Origin of the sequence: Allobosea sp. WAO, assembly GCF_001509835.1 — a bacterium.
Lineage (GTDB): Bacteria > Pseudomonadota > Alphaproteobacteria > Rhizobiales > Beijerinckiaceae > Allobosea.
Genome location: NZ_JXTJ01000003.1, coordinates 204,943 through 220,794, shown reverse-complemented (window position 1 = coordinate 220,794; position 15,852 = coordinate 204,943). Strand labels below are relative to the sequence as shown.

At 67.2% G+C, this 15,852-nt stretch carries 12 protein-coding genes; 3 read left to right on the top strand and 9 right to left on the bottom strand.

Annotation, left to right across the window (positions count from 1 at the left end; genetic code table 11):
- Nucleotides 1-8 precede the first annotated feature (8 nt).
- From DK26_RS02610 to DK26_RS02590, 5 genes are all read right to left on the bottom strand, one after another.
- Nucleotides 9-2,210 (bottom strand): 3-hydroxyacyl-CoA dehydrogenase NAD-binding domain-containing protein, encoded by a 2,202-nt coding sequence (locus tag DK26_RS02610; RefSeq protein ID WP_066468000.1) that lies wholly within the window; start codon nucleotides 2,208-2,210, stop codon nucleotides 9-11.
- A gap of 11 nt (nucleotides 2,211-2,221) precedes the next feature.
- Nucleotides 2,222-3,430, bottom strand: a complete 1,209-nt coding sequence (locus DK26_RS02605) for an acetyl-CoA C-acetyltransferase (RefSeq protein WP_066467999.1) — start codon at nucleotides 3,428-3,430, stop codon at nucleotides 2,222-2,224.
- Nucleotides 3,431-3,485: 55 nt separating this feature from the next.
- Entirely contained in the window at nucleotides 3,486-3,995 is a 510-nt protein-coding gene (locus DK26_RS02600) for a hypothetical protein (protein ID WP_066467997.1), read from the bottom strand.
- Between the two features lie 14 nt (nucleotides 3,996-4,009).
- On the bottom strand, nucleotides 4,010-5,806 hold the full coding sequence (locus tag DK26_RS02595) for an acyl-CoA dehydrogenase C-terminal domain-containing protein (RefSeq protein ID WP_066467995.1): 1,797 nt from the start codon (nucleotides 5,804-5,806) through the stop codon (nucleotides 4,010-4,012).
- A 258-nt stretch (nucleotides 5,807-6,064) separates the two neighbouring features.
- Complete coding sequence (locus tag DK26_RS02590; protein ID WP_248309847.1) at nucleotides 6,065-6,457, bottom strand: MerR family DNA-binding transcriptional regulator; 393 nt, start codon at nucleotides 6,455-6,457, stop codon at nucleotides 6,065-6,067.
- 440 nt (nucleotides 6,458-6,897) lie between these two features.
- Here DK26_RS02590 and DK26_RS02585 point away from each other — a divergent pair, with 440 nt between their 5' ends.
- From DK26_RS02585 to DK26_RS02575, 3 genes are all read left to right on the top strand, one after another.
- Nucleotides 6,898-10,407 carry an SEL1-like repeat protein gene (locus DK26_RS02585; protein ID WP_066467994.1) on the top strand — a complete coding sequence of 1,170 codons (3,510 nt, stop codon included), beginning with the start codon at nucleotides 6,898-6,900 and terminating at the stop codon, nucleotides 10,405-10,407.
- A 138-nt stretch (nucleotides 10,408-10,545) separates the two neighbouring features.
- On the top strand, nucleotides 10,546-11,475 hold the full coding sequence (locus DK26_RS02580) for a sulfite exporter TauE/SafE family protein (RefSeq protein ID WP_066467993.1): 930 nt from the start codon (nucleotides 10,546-10,548) through the stop codon (nucleotides 11,473-11,475).
- Nucleotides 11,472-12,242: a TIGR02186 family protein gene (locus DK26_RS02575; protein ID WP_066467991.1), complete on the top strand. Its 771-nt coding sequence runs from the start codon at nucleotides 11,472-11,474 to the stop codon at nucleotides 12,240-12,242. Before DK26_RS02580 ends, DK26_RS02575 begins: the two co-directional genes overlap by 4 nt.
- A 32-nt stretch (nucleotides 12,243-12,274) precedes the next feature.
- Here DK26_RS02575 and glp read toward each other — a convergent pair whose 3' ends face one another.
- The 4 genes from glp to fdh3B form a co-directional block, all read right to left on the bottom strand.
- The gene (gene glp, locus DK26_RS02570; RefSeq protein ID WP_066467989.1) at nucleotides 12,275-13,528 is read right to left on the bottom strand and encodes a gephyrin-like molybdotransferase Glp; all 1,254 of its coding nucleotides are present in this window, start codon (nucleotides 13,526-13,528) and stop codon (nucleotides 12,275-12,277) included.
- A gap of 1 nt (nucleotide 13,529) precedes the next feature.
- Nucleotides 13,530-14,060 carry a molybdopterin-guanine dinucleotide biosynthesis protein B gene (gene mobB, locus DK26_RS02565; protein ID WP_066468740.1) on the bottom strand — a complete coding sequence of 177 codons (531 nt, stop codon included), beginning with the start codon at nucleotides 14,058-14,060 and terminating at the stop codon, nucleotides 13,530-13,532.
- A gap of 90 nt (nucleotides 14,061-14,150) precedes the next feature.
- Complete coding sequence (locus DK26_RS02560) at nucleotides 14,151-15,158, bottom strand: formate dehydrogenase subunit gamma (RefSeq protein WP_066467987.1); 1,008 nt, start codon at nucleotides 15,156-15,158, stop codon at nucleotides 14,151-14,153.
- 86 nt (nucleotides 15,159-15,244) lie between these two features.
- Complete coding sequence (gene fdh3B / locus DK26_RS02555; protein WP_066467986.1) at nucleotides 15,245-15,841, bottom strand: formate dehydrogenase FDH3 subunit beta; 597 nt, start codon at nucleotides 15,839-15,841, stop codon at nucleotides 15,245-15,247.
- Nucleotides 15,842-15,852: the final 11 nt, after the last annotated feature.

The window sequence follows — 15,852 nt, the reverse complement described above, 5'->3', positions numbered from 1 at the left end:
TTCTCCGATCAGGCGGCCTTCTTCTCCGCCGAGCCGTAGAAGCTCTCGCCGGTCTTGGCCATACGCTTCAGGAGCCGGTTCGGCTTGAAGCGCTCGCCATGCTTCTTTGCGAGACTCTCGCAGAGCTTCACGAAGGCGGCCGCGCCCATATTGTCGATATAGCTCAGCGTGCCGCCGCTATAGGGAGCGAATCCGAAGCCGATGATCGAGCCGACATCCGCCTCGCGCGGATCGGTGACCACACCTTCCTCGTAGGTCTTCGCCGCTTCGAGCGCCTGCGTGACCAGGAGGCGATGCTTCAGCTCCTCCATGTCAATCAGCTCGGGCTCGAGCCGGTTCGCCGTCAGCTCGGCAAGGCCGGGCCAGAGCCGCTTCGGGCCGGCTTCCGGATAGTCGTAGAAGCCCTTCTTGTTCTTGCGGCCGAGCCGGCCATGCTTCTCGACCATGTCGGAGAGCAGCTTCTCCTGCGCCGGGTCGACCGAAGTCTCGCCGAGCTGCGCCTTCGTCGCCTTCAGCACTTTCCAGGCGAGGTCGACGGCAACCTCGTCGTTGAGCGAGAGCGGGCCGACCGGCATGCCGGCCTGCTTGCCGGCCGCCTCGATCATCGCCGGCGGCACGCCTTCCATCAGCATGAGGTGGCCCTCCCGGATGTAGTTGCCGACGCAGCGATTGGCGTAGAAGCCGCGGGTGTCGTTGACGACGATCGGCGTCTTCTTGATGGCCCGGACATAGTCGAGCGCCATGGCGAGCGCCTTGTCGCCGGTCTTCTTGGCCTTGATGATCTCAACCAGCAGCATCTTCTCGACCGGCGAGAAGAAGTGGATGCCGACGAAGTTCTTCGGCCGCTGGGAATGCGCGGCAAGGCCGGTGATGGGCAAAGTCGAGGTGTTGGAGCCGAAGATCGTCTTGGGGCCGACCACGGCCTCGACCTTGGCGATGACCTCGGCCTTGACCTTCGGGTCCTCGAACACCGCCTCGATGACGAGATCGCAGCCCTTAAGATCGGCATAGTCTGCGCTGGGCTTGATACGCCCGAGCAGCGCATCGCGATCCGCGGTCTTGGCGCGGCCCTTCATGATCTGGTCTGAGACCAGCTTGTGCGAATAGGCCTTGCCCTTCTCGGCCGCTTCCATGTCGCGGTCGACGAGCACGACATCAAGCCCAGCGAGCGCCGTTACATAGGCGACGCCCGCGCCCATGAAGCCGGCGCCGACGATGCCGACCTTCTTCAGCTTGCTCGGTGGGACCTCGGCCGGGCGGCGGGCCCCCTTGTTCAGCTCCTGCATCGAGACGAACAGCGAGCGGATCATCGAGGCCGCCTCCTTCGTCCGCAGAATCTTCGCGAAGTAGCGGCTCTCGACCTTGAGGGCGAGGTCCATCGGCAGCTGGAGGCCTTCATACACCGCGCTGAGGATGGCGCGGGCGGCCGGGTAGTTGTCGTTGGTCTCGCGGCGATAGATCGCGTTGGCCGGCGGCCAGATCTGCATGCCGGCCGGCGAGTGGACCTTGTTGGAGGGCAGCTTGAACTTGGGGTCCTCCCAGGGCTGCTTGGCCTGCGGATTGGCCTTCAGCCATTCCTTGGCGGCGGCGACGATCTGGTCACGCGGCAGCACCGCATGGACGAGGCCCATATTGCGGGCCGGAAGCGCCTTGATCTGCTCGCCCTTGAACATCATCTGCAGCGCGTCGCCGGTCTGCATCAGGCGCGCGACACGCTGGGTGCCGCCGGCGCCGGGGAAGAGGCCGACCTTGATCTCGGGCAGGCCGACGCGGGTCGAGGGATCATCCGAGACGACGCGCAGCTGGCAGGAGAGCGCGAGCTCGAAGGCGCCGCCGAGACAGACGCCGTGCACTGCCGCCGCGAACGGCTTCCCGCAGGTTTCGAGCTTGCGGTAGAGCAGCGAGAGCTTGCGGCTCTCGTCGAAGAAGCGCTGCATCGCGACCTGCTCGCCCTGCTCCTTGGCCAGCCCGACATAGAGGTCGCGCAGGCCCTGCAACATGGTGAGGTCGGCGCCGCCGGAGAAGCTCTCCTTGCCGGAGACGATGACGCAGCCCTTGATCGCCTCGTCCGAGGCGACCTTGTCGACGACCTGGTTGAGCTCTTCCATCACCTGCGGGGTGATGACGTTCATCGAGCGCTCGGGCATGTCCCAGGTGAGGGTCGCGATGCCGTCGGCGTCTGTCTCGAAGCGGAAATTGGTGAGGTTCATCGCTTCTCTCCTCAAACGCGCTCGATGATGGTGGCGACGCCCATGCCGACGGCGACGCAAAGCGTCACCAGGGCGGTCTGCTTGTTGGTGCGCTCGAGTTCGTCGAGCACAGTGCCGAGGATCATCGCGCCGGTGGCGCCAAGCGGGTGGCCCATGGCGATGGCGCCGCCATTGACGTTGAGCACGGCGTCATCGATGTCGAAGGCCTGCTGGTAGCGCAGCACGACCGAGGAGAAGGCCTCGTTCAGTTCGAACAGGTCGATGTCCTTCGGCGTCATGCCGGCCTTCCTCAGGACGAGCTCGGTGACGTCGACCGGGCCGGTCAGCATCAGCGCGAGATCGGAGCCGGTGGTGGCGAAGGCCTTGATGCGGGCGCGCGGCTTCAGGCCGGCTGCCTTGCCCGCACGCTTCGAGCCGACCAGCACGGCAGCGGCGCCATCGACGATGCCCGAGGAATTGCCGGCATGGTGGACGTGGTTGACGAACTCGACATCCGGATGCGCGGCGGTCGCGACCGCATCGAAGCCACCCATCTCGCCCATCTGGACAAAGGAGGCTTTCAGCGCGGCGAGCGCCTGCATGTCGGTGTTCGGGCGGATGGTCTCGTCGCGATCGAGGATGACGAGGCCGTTGACGTCGGTGACCGGGATCACCGAATTCTTGAAGCGCCCCTCCTCCCAGGCCTTGGCGGCGCGCTTGTGCGAGCGCACGGCATAGGCGTCGACATCGTCGCGCGAGAAACCGTACTTGGTCGCGATCAGATCGGCCGAGACGCCCTGCGGCATGAAATAGGTGTCGATCGCGACTGACGGGTCGACCGCGATGCCGAAGCCCGAGGCGCCCATGCCGATGCGGGACATGCTCTCGACGCCGCCGCCGATCGCCATCTCCTTCTGGCCGGACATGACCTGCGCCGCGGCGAGGTTCACCGCATCGAGGCCCGAGGCGCAGAAGCGATTGATCTGCACGCCCGGCACTTCCTTGCCGTAGCCGGCCTTCAGCGCAACCGTGCGGGCGATGTCGGCGCCGGCCTCGCCGACCGGGTCGACGCAGCCGAAGACGACGTCTTCGACCAGCTTCGGATCGAGCTTATTGCGCTCCTTGATGGCGCGCAGGGTCTGCGTGCCCAGCTCGATCGCGGTGACTTCATGGAGCGAACCGTCGGCCTTGCCCTTGCCGCGCGGCGTCCGGACGTGATCGTAGATGAAGGCTTCAGCCATTTCATTCCTCCAGAGCCAAGGTCGCGCCAAGGCATATTCAAGAACGTCGACGACGCTAGTTTCGGTGGCAGTTGCCGATCAGGTCGACCTCCGCCCGGTTCGACCGCCATTCGTAGTCCCTCGGCAGGTCTCTCGCGTGCATAAAGGCCTGGAAGATATCGATCACGTCTTCCAGGAACAGTACCTCGTTGGTCCTACAATCCACCTTGAACCCGTTCGTCTTGACGGAGGTCTCGGTAGCGGCGCCGTCATGGCGATGACCTGCAATGAGATGGTCATAATCATAAGGCGATACGATTCGATCGTCATGCGATCTCGCGTAAATCCTACGCTCGAGACAGTACCTCTTATCATTAGCCTCGGGATCGTAACCGCCCGCCACTTGCACGTAATCGCCGAAGTCCCCGATCTCGGCCAGGCAAGCGAAGCCAGTCCCATCGGCTGGATCGAGCTCGAAAAGCAGATTCAAGGTATCGTCCAGGTTCGGGCTGTTCACCGTACCGCAATCCTCCCCAGACAAGACCAGCTTCAACGCGGCAGGCCGATCCTTAGTGGGCATGGCCATAGCGCACCCTGCAATCAGAACTGCTCGGCGCTCAGCGCCATGGTGGCGTCGGCGCCGGAGGTAATCCGAGCCAGATGCGCCGCGGTCTCCGGCAGCGAACGCTCCATGAAGAAGCGGGCGGTGACGAGCTTGGCGTTCATGCGCTCGGCCTGGCCATTGGCGCCGGCCTTGAGCTTGTCCTGCGCGACCTTGGCGATCTTCGCCCACATGTAGCCGAGGCAGACTAAGCCGAGCAGGTGCATGTAGTCATGCGCGCCGGCGCCGGCATTGTCGGGCTTGGCGAGCGCGTTGTTCATGAACCACATCGTCGCCTGCTGGAGATGGCCGAGCGAAGCGGCGAGCGAAACCAGGAGCGGCTTCAGCGCCTCGTCGCCCTCGTTCTCCTTCACGAAGGCACCGACCTCGTTGAAGAAAGCCATGATCGCGCGCCCGCCGTCGCGGCCGAGCTTGCGGCCGACGAGGTCCATGGCCTGAACGCCGTTGGCGCCTTCGTAGATCATGGCGATGCGGGCATCGCGCACGAACTGCTCCATGCCGTGCTCGGCGATGTAGCCGTGCCCGCCATACATCTGCTGGGCCTTCACTGCGTTGTCGAAGCCGACATCGGTGAGCACACCCTTGAGCACCGGGGTCATCAGGCCGAGTTGGTCGTCGGCCGCCTGGCGCTCGGCGGCGTCGCCCGAGCGATGGGCAACGTCGGACTTGATCGCGTTCCAGAGCACGAAGGCGCGAGCGGCCTCGTTGAAGGCCTTGATCGACATCAGCGTGCGGCGGACGTCCGGATGGACGAACAGCGGGTCGGCCGGCTTGTCGGGGTTCTTGGCGCCCGTCAGGGAGCGGCCCTGCAGGCGGTCCTTGGCGTAGGCGACGGCGTTCTGGTAGGCGACCTCGGACTGGGCCAAGCCCTGGATCGCGACGCCGAGGCGCGCCTCGTTCATCATCACGAACATGGCGTTGAGGCCCTTGTTCTCGGTACCGATCAGCCAGCCCTGCGCGCCGTCATAGTTCATCACGCAGGTCGAATTGGCATGGATGCCCATCTTGTGCTCGATCGAGCCGCAGGAGACCTTGTTGTTGGCTCCGACCGAGCCATCGGCAGCGATCTCGTTGCGCGGGACGACGAAGAGCGAGATGCCCTTGACGCCGGCCGGCGCACCTTCGATCCGGGCGAGAACGAGGTGGATGATGTTCTCGGTGATGTCCTGCTCGCCAGCCGAGATGAAGATCTTGGTGCCGGTGATGGCGTAGGAGCCGTCGCCGTTCGGCACGGCCTTGGTCTTGATCAGGCCGAGATCGGTGCCGCAATGCGGCTCGGTCAGGTTCATCGTGCCCGACCAGGCGCCCTCGATCATCTTCGGCAGATAGGTGCGCTTCACCTCGTCGGAGCCATGGACATAGAGCGCCGCGATCGCGCCCATGGTCAGGCCGGGATACATGGCGAAGGCCATGTTGGCGGCCGAGGCGTACTCGTTCATGACTGCGCCGAGCGTATAGGGCAGGCCCTGCCCGCCATATTCCGGGTCCATGGCAAGGCCGATCCAGCCGCCCTCGGAATAGGCGCGATAGGCTTCCTTGAAGCCTTTCGGCGTCGTCACCGAACCATCGGCGTTGCGCTTGCAGCCTTCCTGGTCGCCGGAATGATTGAGCGGCTGCAACACCTCCTCGCAGAGCTTTGCGCCCTCGCCCAGCACGGCCTCGACGAGATCAGGCGTCGCATCGGCGAAGCCCGGCAGGTTGTTGTAGCGCTCGAACTGGAAGACATCGTTCAGGAGGAACAGCGTGTCCTCAACGGGGGCCTTGTAGACCGGCATCGCATCCTCCCTGCAGATGGTCGCATTCTGGCGAGACTGCCTGCCGGCTCAAGATGGCGGCAGCGCCCCAAGATAGTTCATATATAAACTATTAGGCCGACCATTGCCAAGGGGGAGTGCAGGATTTTTAGGCCGCCGGCCCGCTGCCCGGGCGCAGGCTATCCAGCTTCACGCGACCGGCAAACCAAAAACGCCCCGGACCTTGGGGTCCGAGGCGTCGCAACGATGGCTGGCGGCCAATGGCCGCAGCGCGGCAGATCAGGCGCCGAGGCGGGCGAGCGTGCCTTCGAGCTCGGCGATCGCGGTCTCGATCTCGGTGCGCTGGGTGCGCAGCAGCTCGAGCTGCTCGGCGATCTGAGTGCGGGTGAGCTGGAGGCCCCCGACCGAGGCCGACTTCTCCTGGCCCTCGGTGCCCTTGCTCTCCTCATTGGCGAGCATGGCGCGGATCTCGACGAGGGTGAAGCCGAGCTGCTTGCCCTTGAGAATCAAAGCGAGGCGGGCGCGGTCGCGGCCGGAATAGATCCGGGTCATGCCGGAGCGGGCCGGTGAGAGCAGGCCACGCGATTCATAGAAGCGCAGCGTGCGCAGGGTCACGCCGAAATCGCGGGCGAGGTCGCTGATGGTGAAGCCTCCGGCAGCGTCGTTGGACACCTCGGCAGCAGGAATCGGGTTACGGCCGTCATGAACTGAAGCGGCCGCCAGAGCGGAGCTTTGGCGCGACATATGTGATCCTCGAAGGACGTTTTGGGGCAACGGCGCTGGGCGGCTGCGATGGCTGCAGCGATCCGTATTGCGGCGGGACATAAGGCGCAACACTCCCTTACGTCAGGTAATTTCCCCCTCTCCGTAGGTAAGTTACCGTTACGTAGACCGCCCAGGCGGCCTTTTTCGGGGGCTGTTTCCAGAAAATTAACCTCCGTGGCCGGTTTCTTAACCGTCCGTTTACCGTGACTGCGAAAAGTCGGTAGCGCGACCATGACGAATGCCCGCGGCAACCGGACATTCACGTTTCATGGTGTCGCGAAGGGAAGCTGCGGCGCAGGGGGCTGCGCATCCCGGAGTGAGGACCGGCCCCGTAGGCGAGCGTGACAATGGCGACTAGCCTGCCCTGGAGCGTGAAGGGCGTTGATCCGCGCACCCGCGACGCGGCGAAGGCCGCTGCGCGTCGCGCTGGCATGACGCTTGGCGAATGGCTCGACAACAAGATCCGCGACGAGGCGGAGAGCGACGCAGCCCCGCCGCCCCAGACCGAGCAACTCGACATCGCCGCGCTCTCGGAGCGCCTCGCCAGGCTCTCGCAGGGCGAGATGCAGACCGCCAGCACGCCCACGCCCGCCCCCACCCCTATCCCGAAGGCGGCCCCCGAGTTGTCGCGCGAGCGGATCGACGCATTCATCACCCAGGCCGCGATGGCCGAACGCCTGACGCGTGACACCGGCACCAAGACGGCCGGCGCCCTCGATTCGATCGCGAAATGGATCGAGAAGACCGAAAGCCGCCTGTCGATGGGTGAGCGCGCCACCGCCGAACGGCAGGAGCGCGCCACCAACGTCATCGCCGACGCGATCAAGACGATGGGCGAGCGTATCGCCGAGATCGAGCGCAAGACGGCGGAAGCCAGCCGCAAGGCTGCCGCCCCCACGCCGCCGCCCGCCGCCCAGAATCGTCCCTTCCTGAGCCGCGACGGGCTGGCAGCAGCCGTTTCCGACATCCGCTCCCGCCAGCGCACGCTCGACGGTGAGCCGGACGCGCCTGTGACCCATGAGCGCGGCATTCATGACCGCGGCAATGCGGCGCAGACGCTTGCCGGGTTGCGTGAGGACCTGCGCAACCTCAGCGCCCGCATCGCCCCGGCCCAGCCCGTGGTCTCGCCGGCCGTTCGGATCGAGGAGCAACGTGCCGCCTTCCAGCCACTCGAACGTGCGATCGGCGATCTCGGCTCGCGGCTCGAACGGCTCGACGGCCGCGACCGGCTCGACCCCGTCCTGAAGCCGCTGGCGCGGATCGAGGCCGAGATCGCGCGCATTTCCGACAACCGCTCGCAGGACGGGCTGAGCCGCTTCGAGCTCGAGATCGCGCATCTCGCCGCCAAGGTCGATGCCCTCGTCGCACGCGGCGGCGATCGTGCCGCGATCGCGCCGGTGCTGCGGGAAATCGCGGAGCTGCGCGACTTGATGGCAGCCGGCTCCGACGGCCGGCGCCTCGACGACCTCTCGCAGCAGCTCTCCTCGCTGTCCTCCGAGATCGGGCGCCTGCGCGACGCACAGCCGGACGGGCGCGAGCTGCGCAATCTCTCGCTCGCCATCGAGGACGTGCGCGACAGTCTGCTGAGCGACCGCTCGCGCGAGCGATCCGGCGACAATGCCCCGCTGCTCGCGCTTTCGCGTCAGGTCGAATCGCTGGCGCAGAAGATCGAAACGCTGCCTTCGATGAAGGCCTCGGTGATCGACAGCCAGGTCAACCAGCTGATCGCCCGCCTCGACGAGCTCGATGCCATGGGCCGTCCGGCCTCGAACGAGCTCTCGGGCCGCATCGAAGCGCTGGTGATCCGGCTGGAGAGCCTCGCGGACCGCTCCGCGAACCCGCTCGACGAACGTATCGACGTACTTCAGCAGCAGCTCGAAACCATCGCCCGTCAGGGCCCGTCGAATGTCGAGAAGCAGATCGAGGCCCTCGCCGGCCGGATCGACGCGCTCGCGGCCTCCAGCAACCTCTCCCGCATCGTCGACGATGGCGGCGTGCCGGTGGCGCAGGTCGACATGCGGCCGGTCGAGGACATGCTGCGTCAGCTCGCCGGCAAGATCGACGAAGCCGGGCGCCCCGGCGCCGGTGCCGATTCCTTCGACGCGCTCGAGCAGCAGATCGCGGGCCTGGCCCACCGGCTCGACGAGGCGGCGGCCACCCGCTCGGCCGAGACCGGGATCGAGCGGACCCTGCAGGACCTCGTCGTCCATCTGCAGAGCATGCGCGAGGACACCGCTGCCGCGGCTGAACGCGCCGCCCGCGCGGCGATGGCCGACATGGCACCACCGCGCGGCGCGGGCTTCGCCGAACTCAGCAGCCTGGTCACCGGCCTGCGCGACACCCACGCCTCCTCGGGCCGCCAGACCCAGGATGCGATCGGCGCCGTTCACCAGACGCTCGAAACGGTGATCGCCCGGCTCGCGAGCCTGGAGGCCGAACTTGGCAGCGAACGTGGCCAAGGTGGGCGCAGCACGCCCCCACTGCCGCCGCGCGCCAGGACGATCGAGACGGCGACCTTGCCGCCCGCGACCCAGCTCGGCGCCAAGGTTGAGGAGCGCCTCGTTGCCTCGCGCGGGCCCGCCGCCGCCTTCGACGTGCCGCTCGAGCCGGGCTCCGGTCGCCCGCGCGTCGAGACGGCCTCAGCCCCGGGCGATCAGCAATCGGTGCGCCAGAGCCTGATCGCCGCAGCGCGGCGCTCCGCCAAGGCAGCCTCGGAAGCGGCCAGCGCCGCGCCCGTCGTGGCGCCCGAGCCTGCCAAGCCCGGCAAGGCTGCCCCGACCGGCGGGCGCCTCAAGGAGATCATGGAGAAGCGCCGCCGGCCGCTGCTGCTCGGCCTGGCCGCGGTCATCCTCGCCATGGGCGCCGCCCATGTGCTGTCGGGGCCGCCGGCCGGCGATACCAAGAAGCACGTCGCAAACGCTTCTGCGCAAATCACGCCGCCCCCCGCGACAGCGGAGAAGGACAGCGTCGAGACGACTGCCTCGGCAGCGCCGAACAAGGACCAGAACGCCATCCTGGCGCCGATGCAGCTCGGCACCACCCAGGCCCTGGCCGCGCCGCAGGCCAGCCTGGCACAGCAGCCGGAAGCCAGTGTGGCGCCCGCACCGATGGTCGCGGCATTGCCGCCCGCCACTGCCGCCGAGCCGCCCGAAAGCGTAACCGGGCTCAACGAGCTCCCGGCGACGCTGGGAACGAGCGGCATGCGCAAGGCGGCGCAGTCGGGCGATGCCCGTGCCGTCTACGAGCTCGCCGCCCTCGCGGTCGACAAGCCCGGCGCCGGCCGCGATCCGAAGCTCGCACTGCACCTGTTCGAGCGTGCCGCCGTAGCGGGGCTGGCTCCGGCGCAGTTCCGCCTCGGCAACATGTTCGAGAAGGGCATCGGGACGAACCGCGACATTTCACTCGCTCGGCTCTGGTACTCGCGTGCCGCCGAACGCGGCAACGCCAAGGCGATGCACAATCTCGCCGTGCTCTACGCCGAGGGCGCCAACGGCAAGCCCGACTATGGGACCGCGACGGAGTGGTTCCGCCGGGCCGCCGAATTCGGGGTTCGCGACAGTCAATACAACCTCGCCGTCCTCCTCGGACGCGGGCTCGGAGCCCCGGCCGATCTCGGCCTGTCCTATCGCTGGTTCGCCATCGCGGCGGCGCAGGGCGACGAGGATGCCGGCCGCAAGCGCGACGAGGTCGCCGGCCGCCTCTCCGCGGCCGATCTCGCCACCGCAAAATCCGCGGTCGAGGTCTGGAAGCCGAAGCCGCTGGAGGCGCTCGCCAACGAGGTCGCAGCTCCGGCCAAGGGCTGGGAAGACAGCCCGGCCGCGGCAGCCAGAAAACCGGCGAAGCCGACGCGCGGCTGAGGCGCGCGCGAACGAAGCGCGCCTCAGCCGAGCGAAATCTTCTCAGAGCGAAGCAATCTGAAAGGGATTTTGCTCTAGCGTCACCGTTTCGACGCCTTCGCATGGGAAGCGTCGCGCCGGCTGACAAGGTTGAGAAGGGTGCAGATTTATCTTCCGATCGCAGAGTTGCCGATCAGCATCCTGCTCGTGCTGGGCCTGAGTGGCGCGGTTGGCTTCATTTCCGGGCTGTTCGGCGTCGGCGGCGGCTTCCTGCTGACCCCGCTGCTGATCTTTCTCGACATCCCGCCGGCCGTGGCCGTCGCGACCGTGGCGGCCCAGGTCGCGGGGTCGTCGATGACCGGCGTGCTGACCTATTGGCGACGAAACGCGCTCGATCTGAAGCTAGGCAGCGTGCTGGTCGGCGGCGGTATCGTCGGCACGGTCCTCGGTGTTCTGTTCTTCAACTCGATGCGCCGGCTCGGCCAGCTCGAGCTGGTCATTACCCTCGCCTATGTCACGCTTTTCACTTGCATTGGCGGCCTGATGCTGTTCGACGCGGTGCGGGCGGCCTTGCGCGACCGCAAGGGCAAGCCGGCGCGCCTGCGCAGGCGTGCCGGCATGCATCCAGCCTGGATGGGCCTGCCCTGGCGCATGCGCTTCTATCGCTCGCAGCTCTATGCCAGCGTGATCCCGATCGCGGGGCTCGCGATCGTCATCGGTTTCATCGGCGCCGTGCTCGGCGTCGGCGGCGGCTTCATCCTCGTGCCGGCGCTGCTCTACTTCTTCCGGGTCCCGCCTGCCGTCGTGGTCGGCACCTCGCTGTTCCAGATCCTCGTCACCATGACAGGCGCGACGGTGCTGCACGCCGTCACCAACCAATCCGTCGACATCGTGCTGGCGATCCTCCTGCTGATCGGTGGCGTGATCGGCGCGCAGTTCGGCGGACGGGCGGCGCGCAACCTCAATGTCGGCTCGTTCCGGCTGCTGCTGGCCCTGCTGATCCTCTCGGTCGGGCTGCGCTTCGCCATCGAACTCTTCCTGCCCCCGGCCGAGCCCTTCTCGGTGGTCATGCCGGAGAGCGCACGATGAAGCGGCTCGGCAACGCGCTTCTCGCCGCTGGCTTCGGCCTCCTCGCCGGCCTGCCGGCCAAGGCCGAGACGTTGATCGCGGCGCTGTCAACGCACCAGATCGCCATTACCTCGAACTATACCGGCGACCAACTGACGGTCTTCGGGCTGGTCGAGCGCGAAGGCCGCACCGCAGCGCGTGCCGACCCCTACGACATCGTCGTCACGGTGCGCGGCCCGCCGCGGATGCTGATCGTACGTGAGAAGGAACGCGTCGGGCCGCTGTGGATCAACCGCCAGCAACGCCGTTTTCCCGAACGCCCGGTGTTCCTGACCGTCTCGACCAACCGGCCAATCTCCGAGATCCTGTCGGACGAAGCGGCGCGGCGCGAGCGTGTCGGGCTGGCGAACGCGCAGAGAACCGCAGCCACCAACGCCTTCGAGTTCGGGATCGGGCCCTATCGCGATGCGCTGATTCGCATCATGGAAGACAAGGGGCTCTACGCCGAGAACGAACGCGGCGTCACCTTCCTGTCGCCGACGCTGTTCAGCGCGCCGATCAACGTCCCGGCGACCGCGCCGACGGGCTCCTACGAGATCGAGATCGTGCTCTATGCCGGTGGAGCGGCACTGGCGCGCCAGACCACCAATTTCGAGGTGGTCAAAACCGGTATGGAGCAGAGCCTGGCTTCGGCCGCGCATGAGCGGCCATTGCTCTACGGCCTCGCCACGGCGGCGCTCGCGCTGCTCTTCGGCTGGCTGGCGACGACGATCTTCCGCCGCGACTGAGCGGGGTGGCCCGCCGGCGCGGCGGGCACCTCTCAGCCGGTCAGGAGATCATAGGCGAAGAAGGGCGCGATCGTGCCCGCCGTCACGGAGGTCAGCTCTTCGGCGAGCTCCACCAGCCCGTCTGTCTCGGTCAGCGAGGTCAGGATGCCGGCGCCGTCGCGCGGGTGCTTGCTGGCCACCGCGATGCCGTCGGCGCCCGGTGCCAGCGAGACCCGGACATATTCGCGCCGGCCAGCCTTCTTGCGATAGGGAAATGCCAGCCTGACCGGCAGCGCCCGCGGGCGGGCCGGCGTCGTTCCGGCGAGCAGCGCGATCACCGCGCGCGCGACGAAGGCGAAGGTGACAAAGACCGCGACAGGGTTGCCGGGCAGGCCGAGGAAGGGTTTTCCGTTGATCAAGCCCATGGCGACCGGGCGACCGGGCTTGATACCGATGCGCCAGAAGGCGAGCTCGCCGACCTCCGCGACCGCTGTCTTGACGTGGTCCTCCTCGCCGGTCGAGACGCCGCCGGAGGTCAGGATCAGGTCGCAATCGCGCGCCGCGGCGCGCAGGCGCTCGCCCAAGCTGGCCGGCTCGTCGCGGAGGATGCCGAGATCGACGACCTCGGCGCCGGCCCGCGCCACCAGGGCCCGCAGCACGCTGCGATTGGCGTCATAGATTCCGGCGGGCGGCAAGGGCACGCCGGGCTCATTCAATTCGTCGCCCGTGGAGAACACGGCGATCCTGACGCGGCGGCGCACCGCGACCTCGGTGAGGCCGAGAGCGGCGAGCAGGCCGAGATCCTGCGGCCGCAGGCAGCGACCGGCCGCGAGCACCGGAGCGCCGTTGGCGACGTCCTCGCCGGCCGGCCTTGCATTGGCGCCTGGCTTCAACCCGGCCGGGAGACGCACGAAGCCATCCTCCAGCGCGACATCCTCCTGCATGAAGACGGTGTCGGCGCCACCGGGCATCGGCGCACCGGTGAAGACGCGCACCGCGAAGCCGGCGACGGCGAGACCCGCCGCATCCGCCCCCGCCGCGACCCGGCCCGAGAGCGGCAATCGGGTCTCGCCTTCCGGTGCGAGATCGGAAAAGCGCACCGCGTAGCCATCGACGGCCGAGTTGGCGAAAGGCGGCAGGTCGCGTGGCGCGGCGATATCGGTCGCCAGCACGCGGCCATCCGCGCCGGCCAGCGGCACGGTCTCGATCTCCCGGACGGCACTGATGCGCTCGGCGGCGAGCGCCGCCGCCTGCTCGATGGTCATCAGCGGCCCGAAGACCTTGGCATCCTCGCTAAGCTGCGCCATCTCAAGCCTCCTCGCGCGCCCGCGCCAGCACCTGCGCCAATGGCTGGGCGCGGGCGAACAGAAGATCGGCGATGCTCGGGATATCGTCGAGCCCAAGCACGGGTCGGCCCGCCTGCGGGAAAGGCGTATCGCTCGCCACTGCGACGATGCTGTCGTCCTGCGGGTACAGTGGCGGCTTACCGTTCGCGGCGCGATAGACTTCGAGCTTGGCGTGCGGATCGCGCTTGAAGCCCTCGACGATGACGAGGTCGACCGGCGAGAGGCGGGCGAGCAATTCGGGGAGCTTGGCCTCCGGCTCGTCCCGCAATTCGTGCAGCAGCGCCCAGCGCCTTGCCGAGGAGATCAGCACCTCGGCAGCACCCGCCTCGCGATGCGCCCAGGAATCCTTGCCGGGCGTGTCGAGATCGAAGGCATGGTGGGCATGCTTGATGGTCGAGACGGCGATGCCGCGGCCAGCGAATTCCGGGATCAGCCGGGTGAGAAGGGTCGTCTTGCCGGCTCCGCTCCAACCCGCCAGCCCGATCACGCGCATCGAAAACGACATCTCCAAAACAGAACCGGGCGCAAAGCGCGCCCGGTTTTCATCCTGCAGATCGACCTTGCGGGTCAAGCGCGCCGATTGTCACTCCGCCGGCTGCAGCGTGGCGCCGGGCGCGCGGCCCTTCTCGATCTCCTCGGCGACCCAGAGCGCATGATGCTCCTTCGCCCAGTTGAGATCGACCTCGCCGGAGCCCATCGCGTCGAAGGCGCCTTCCATGCCGATCGAGCCGATATAGATGTGCGCCAGCATCACCGCGATCATCAGCACGGAAACGATGCCATGGACGACGTTCCAGAACTGCATGTCGAGCACGCCGCCCGAGAAGCTCGGATACAGCATGTAGATGCCGGAAACCGAGAGCGCCGCCCCGCCGAGCACCACCGCCCAGAAGACCACCTTCTGGCCGCCATTGAAGCGCCGGGCCGGCGGCGCATGGCCCTTGCCGATCAGCCCGCCGCCCGCGAGGAACCAGCGCAGATCGCCCAGATTGGGGATGTTGTCCTTGATCCAGACCAGGAACATCAGCGCCACGCCGAGCATGAACGGCCAGGCCAGGAAGTTATGCGACCATTTGGCTGCCACCGAGAGATTGGTGAAGGCCTGCGGCCCGATGAGCGGCAGCAGTAGCGCCTTGCCGAAGGTGACGTTCAGCCCCGACAGCGCCAGGATGATGAAGCAGCCGGCGGTGAGCCAGTGCATGAAGCGCTCGAAACCGTTGAAGCGCGTGATCGTCTGGCCGGAAGGGCCGGCCTCGATCCTGATCCGACCGCGGAACAGGTAGAAGGCGGTCAGCACGACAAGCATGCCGAGCACGGCGACGGCGCCGATGCGCACCATGGTGCCCTGGTGGAAGGTGCGCCAGTCGCGCCCGGCCGGACGCTCGAGCGTGGCGGCCCTAGTATCGGGAATGGAGATCCGGCCGCGCAGCTCCGCGGACGGATTCTGCTTCAGCGCGTCGAGGAATTGCTGTTCCCGGACCGAGTTCGCGGTCGGGTTGATCTGCTGGGCCCCGGCTGGAGCCGCGACGGCGAGCGCCAGCGCAAGCAGGAGCCCGCTGAGCAGGAAGCGGAGATGAGCACCGAACGACATTGCGGCGTCCTTTCGCGAAGGCATGCGGAACTGCGAGGGAACGCACCCGACCTTTCCGGCCGTGGCGCGCCCCTCCCCCCCAGAAGTCAGATGGCGATGGTTTCCCGATAGGCGGTCTGCCATCCCCAGGCGCCGGAACCGTAGCCGCGCTTGACCACGCGCTCCTTGTAGATCTGCGCGATGATCTCACCGTCGCCGGCGAGCAGCGCCTTGGTCGAGCACATCTCGGCGCAGAGCGGCAGCTTGCCCTCAGCCAGTCGGTTCGAGCCGTATTTCTGGAACTCGGCCGGCGAGAGATCAGCCTCCGGACCACCGGCGCAATAGGTGCACTTGTCCATCTTGCCGCGCGAACCGAAATTGCTGAGCTTCGGATATTGCGGCGCGCCGAACGGGCAGGCGTAGAAGCAATAGCCGCAGCCGATGCAGAGGTCCTTGTTGTGCAGCACCACGGCATCCGCCGTGGTATAGAAGCAGTCGACGGGGCAGACCGCCGCGCAGGGCGCGTCGGTGCAGTGCATGCAGGCCATCGAGACCGAGCGCTCGCCTGGCTTGCCGTCGTTGATGGTGACGACGCGCCGGCGGTTGATGCCCCAAGGCACGTCGTTCTCGTTCTTGCAGGCGGTGACGCAAGCGTTGCACTCGATGCAGCGGTCAGCGTCGCAGAGGAATTTCATCCGGGCCATGGTTCAGTGCC